This window comes from Pseudoalteromonas sp. SWYJZ98, from assembly GCF_015864495.1.
Classification (GTDB): domain Bacteria; phylum Pseudomonadota; class Gammaproteobacteria; order Enterobacterales; family Alteromonadaceae; genus Pseudoalteromonas; species Pseudoalteromonas distincta.
In genome coordinates this window covers 1-5,048 of the sequence record NZ_JADYXA010000071.1, presented here as the reverse complement: position 1 = coordinate 5,048, position 5,048 = coordinate 1, and the positions used below count along the sequence as shown (strand labels likewise).

The window sequence follows — 5,048 nt, the reverse complement described above, 5'->3', positions numbered from 1 at the left end:
CTGAGAAGCTATTTATCGACTTGCAGAAAACAATATGTATCTGCAAGCCTAGCCCTTGAGTTATTATTCAAAAATCAGCTGCCTGATATATTCATTTCAGATGAGGCTGAATAGTTACAAATAAATAAACTAATGCAAAACTATTTAATAGATAAATCGTATTTTAAAATAAGTGCATCTATATAGCGGGTGCGTAATGTATGTTGTTTTTCATGATCGGCGCCATGCCCTAACGCTTTGTTTAAAAGCTTCATGGCGGGGTGTAGTAGCGCTCTTTCTTCTTGGTTTAAACTCGCTTTACTGCGCAGTTCTGTAATGTCGTCAACTAATAGCCTGCCAATGTCTACCGAGACTATTTCGTCTATTAATCCATTTTGAGTAAGTACGCCATATTTACTGCATAAAAACTGTTGCCAAACTTGCTGTAAGTGCTCGTCTATTTCACAGCCAAATAGCTCTTCGCTAAACGTAAATCCTTGCTGAGCGAGTTTAGTTAGGCTTGCAGTATATTGCTGCGCAAAATAATTAAAAGCATGGCTTGATGATTCTATTTTTTGTTTTAAAAGACCTTGCCCCCAATTAACACAGCCGCGCGGATAATAGTCGTCATATTCTTCGCATTCATACAAACCCGAATATGAGCTGCAGCTAAGTTGACTTTTAATACAGTAACTTGGTTTGGGGAACACACTTCGCTCTTGCCAAGCTAAAAGTGTATCTGCATCTATGTTTAATGCTTGGCACAGTTCATCGGTGTTATAAAAATGAGTTGCTAAGTAGTCAGATAAACGCATAAAGCCTCTGGTATCGTTAAAAATAAAATACTGTTTTTATATACAGTTATTTATTTTGTATTACCAAACCCAATAACACAAGCGATTTTATAATTAAATGTGCGCTTATACCTCCAAAAATACTGGCAAGTATGTTACAAATAGCGCAAGTTTTATAAATAATGAATTTTTATGCGCACCCTAGACCAAATTAAACAAGCAAGCCTTATTACAGCTATTAAAACGCCATATTTAGCAAACGGTGAAATTGATCTCGCAAAGTACGATGAACTCGTTGAAATACAAATTGCAGCGGGCGTTGATGGCATTGTAGTCGGTGGCACAACAGGCGAAGGCCAGTTAATGAACTGGGAAGAGCATTTAATGCTTATAGCGCACAGTGCAAACAAATATGGTGACAAACTGGTTATTGTTGGTAATACCGGTAGTAACAACACCCGTGAAGCGATTAAAGCAACTAAATATGGCTTTGCCAGCGGTATGGATGCAGCACTGCAAATTAACCCATATTACGGACGTACGTCAATCGCGGGTGTTAAAGAGCACTTTAAACGCGTACTTGATATTGGACCTGCCTTTATTTACAACGTAGCAGGTCGCACAGGTCAAGACCTAACACCTGATATTATTGAACCATTAGCACAGCATTCGAACCTAATTGGTATTAAAGAATGTGGCGGCAATGAGCGCATTGCACAGTATGAGCAGCAAGGCATTGCGTGTTGGTCGGGTAACGACGATGAAGCACACGACGCTCGTCATGTACACAAAGCTCACGGTGTTATTTCGGTTACTTCTAACCTTATTCCTGGGTTGTTTCGCCAATTAATGGATACTAAAAATGATGAGTTAAATACGTCATTACAACCATTAATGAACTGGTTGTTCTGTGAGCCAAACCCTATTGCTATTAACACTGCGATGATGATGACAGGTGCAGTAAATCCAGTATTTAGATTACCGTATTTACCGCTTAGTGATGAACAACAAAAAGTAGGTTTGCCATTAATAAATGAGCTTAACGAACGTGAAGTTGTCGGTGGTAAAGCACAGTTATTAAAACAAAATGAGGTATTAACGCTTTCTTGAGTTGATAATCAATATTTTAATGACTTAACAAACTAATTTTTAGCTTTTAATCCAGTTTAAAGCTAACTGTTGACTCGTTTTTGCTGTATAATTTGCGACCCTTGATAATGTGGCCGTAGGTTATACAGCATGAATTTTAAATCTTTTAGTTTCGCTCCTGAAATCATCCAGGCGTTGGACGAACTTAACTATCACACTCTTACGCCCATTCAGCGCGCAGCAATCCCTGCTGTTCGTAAAGGTAAAGACGTTTTAGCCAGTGCACAAACTGGTACCGGCAAAACTGCCGCGTTTGCTTTACCTATCATCCAAAAATTGGTTGAGTCTGAACTCAGCACAACGAATGCACCTCATGCGTTAGTACTTGCGCCAACGCGTGAACTTGCAGAACAAATTGCAAATAATTTTAGAGATTTTGCAAAGCATACATCACTTAAAGTCGTTAGTTTATTTGGTGGGGTTAGTACCGCCGGCCAAGCAAACGCTTTAAAAGAAGGTGTAGATATTGTTGTTGCAACACCAGGTCGTTTATTTGATCATATTCGCTTAGGTAACTTAAGCCTTGCAAGTGTTAAGCACCTTGTTCTTGATGAAGCCGACCGTATGCTTGATATGGGCTTTATTGAAGACATGCAAAACGTGATTAAAAGCTGTGCAGAAGAGCGCCAGATTTTACTTTTCTCAGCTACTTTCCCTGCAGCAATTAAACAATTTGCATCTAAAGTATTAAAACAAGCTGAAATAGTGCGTGTTGATCAAACTAACAGTACAGCAAGTACTGTTGAGCATGTTGTTTACCCTGTTGAAGAACGTCGTAAGCAAGAACTACTTTCTGAATTGATTGGTAAGAAAAACTGGCAACAAGTGCTTGTCTTCGTAAACATGAAAGAAACAGCTGACGAGCTTGTTAAAGAGCTTAACCTTGATGGTATTCCGGCAGGCGTTTGCCACGGTGACAAATCTCAAGGTAACCGTCGTCGTGCTTTACGTGAATTTAAAGAAGGCAAAGTACGTGTATTAGTAGCTACAGAAGTGGCTGCTCGCGGTATTGATATTGATGGTTTACCTCGTGTAATTAATATTGATTTACCTTGGCTTGCAGAAGATTACGTTCACCGTATTGGCCGTACAGGTCGTGCTGGTCGCCAAGGTCAAGCAATCTCATTTGTTAGCCGCGAAGAAGAAAACACTTTGTTTGAAATTGAAACGTTAATCGGTCAAAAAATCAAACGTGTATATTTAGAAGGTTACGAAGTAAGTAACCGTGAAGTACTAATTGATAAAATTGGTAAAAAACCAGCGCATTTACGCCGTACACGTTCTAACAAGTTATCAGGACAAGCAACCGGTGAAGCGAGAGCTGTAAATCGCTCACGTATTTCAAGCGTTCGTAAAAGCTTAAAAGGCGAAAAACTGTCACTTAAAAAGTCATAGTTAACGCCGTTTAGTTTAAAAAAACCTGAGTTTACTCAGGTTTTTTTGTATCTAACGATAACACCTCATCAATAATATTTGCGTATACATAAGCCGCTTGCTCGCCCTCTTTATTTGCTATTATGGACAAACCAACTGGTAAACCACTTACTTTGCCTACCGGCAGAGTTATGTGCGTTGTGCCTGCAATAGCAGATAACGAACTACTACTACCATTAAAATTATCACCATTAACTAAGTCTGTTTTCCAGGCGGGTGATACTGTAGGCGCTATAACAATATCAAGCTTGTTGTTTTTATATACATTAACAATGGCTGTCGTTGCTAAAGTGCGATAGCGTTCTTTAGTCTCTTGGTATTTTTGTTTGTTAGTTAAATCAATAGCCTGAGATTGAACTAGGATGTCTTGCTCAAAGTGGGGCATTTCTGTTTTTTTATTTTTAATATTAAAATTAATAAGTGCTTTTAGGCTTTTTACAGCCACTTGTGCTGGAGTGCTTGCGAGGTAGTGATTAATTTCGGCTTTAAAGTCGTAAAGTAAAATATAGTATTCATCAACAAATAGCGTATCTAAGTTATCAGTAATATCTACATTAATAACAGTGTGCCCAGCCTGTTTTAATGCTTGTAACTGCTTGGCATAAAGGCGCTGCGTTTCAACTGTAAATTTATCGCTAGGGAGTGCACCAATAATAAGTGACGATTTTGATTTTAGATTACCTGCTTTTAATTCAAACCCTGTAGTTGTTGCATCAAGGGAGTCCTCACCTTGCAAAACTGATAAAACCAGCAATGCATCTTTAAGTGAATGCGCCATCGGCCCTACTGAATCTTGACTACTTGAAAGAGGTATAACACCTGAGCGTGATACTTGGCCCATACTCGGTTTTATTGCATAAACTCCATTTACTGAGGCAGGGCACGTAATTGAACCGTCTGTTTCAGTCCCTAATGCTATAGGCGCAAAGTTAAGTGCGACTGCTACAGCAGAGCCTGCACTAGAACCACATGGATTACGTGTTACATCGTGCGCATTATGTGTTTGTCCGCCTACGGCACTCCAGCCTGACGACGAATAGGATGAACGAAAATTTGCCCATTCACTTAAATTAGCTTTACCTAAAATTATAGCGCCCGCATTACGTAGTTGTTTAACAACAAAAGCATCATTATTAGTAACGTTATTTTTAAATGCTAAAGAGCCAGCCGTTGTGGGAAGTGTGCCTTTCGTTTCTATATTATCTTTAAGAAGTACAGGTATTCCGTGTAATGGACCTGCCCAAGTGCCTTTGGCGGCAAGTTCATCTAACGTTTTAGCTTGAGCAATCGCTGTAGGCTCAATACTAATAACTGCATTGTATTGTGGGTTAAGTTTATTAATTCGGTCTATATAATTTTGGGTGAGTTGCTGTGCATTAATAGAATTATTTTTATATGCACTGTGGATTTCATCGATGGTTTTTAGCTCTTGTGCTTTAGCGTTAAAAATTGCTAATACACTAAGCAACGAAAAGGTAAATGTTTTGATCATTGTTGAGGTGCTTGAGGTGTTATTATTTTCTATACATTTAGCACAAAAAAACCTCACAAAGTGAGGCTTTTCGATAAACAGAGGGCGTTCAGAATTCTGTGTCAGCCTAAATTGCTAAATATCTAGCACACCATCTAATCTACCTTCGAAGTGGATGGCCAATTGCGACAATGTCAGATTCCAGTTATGGATTGGCATTG

Annotated in this window: 4 protein-coding genes; 2 read left to right on the top strand and 2 right to left on the bottom strand. The window is 38.9% G+C overall.

The features are described from left to right. Nucleotides 1-140 precede the first annotated feature (140 nt). Complete coding sequence (locus I6F10_RS19580) at nt 141-794, bottom strand: DUF6058 family natural product biosynthesis protein (RefSeq protein WP_002958653.1); 654 nt, start codon at nt 792-794, stop codon at nt 141-143. A gap of 171 nt (nt 795-965) precedes the next feature. On the opposite strand from I6F10_RS19580, the gene dapA reads away from it, so the two are divergent. Then, nucleotides 966-1,883 carry a 4-hydroxy-tetrahydrodipicolinate synthase gene (dapA, locus tag I6F10_RS19575; RefSeq protein ID WP_039487570.1) on the top strand — a complete coding sequence of 306 codons (918 nt, stop codon included), beginning with the start codon at nt 966-968 and terminating at the stop codon, nt 1,881-1,883. Between the two features lie 129 nt (nt 1,884-2,012). Further along, nucleotides 2,013-3,317: a DEAD/DEAH box helicase gene (locus tag I6F10_RS19570; RefSeq protein WP_002958629.1), complete on the top strand. Its 1,305-nt coding sequence runs from the start codon at nt 2,013-2,015 to the stop codon at nt 3,315-3,317. Nucleotides 3,318-3,348: 31 nt separating this feature from the next. Here I6F10_RS19570 and I6F10_RS19565 read toward each other — a convergent pair whose 3' ends face one another. Next, the gene (locus I6F10_RS19565) at nt 3,349-4,848 is read right to left on the bottom strand and encodes an amidase family protein (protein ID WP_165745034.1); all 1,500 of its coding nucleotides are present in this window, start codon (nt 4,846-4,848) and stop codon (nt 3,349-3,351) included. Nucleotides 4,849-5,048 lie beyond the last annotated feature (200 nt).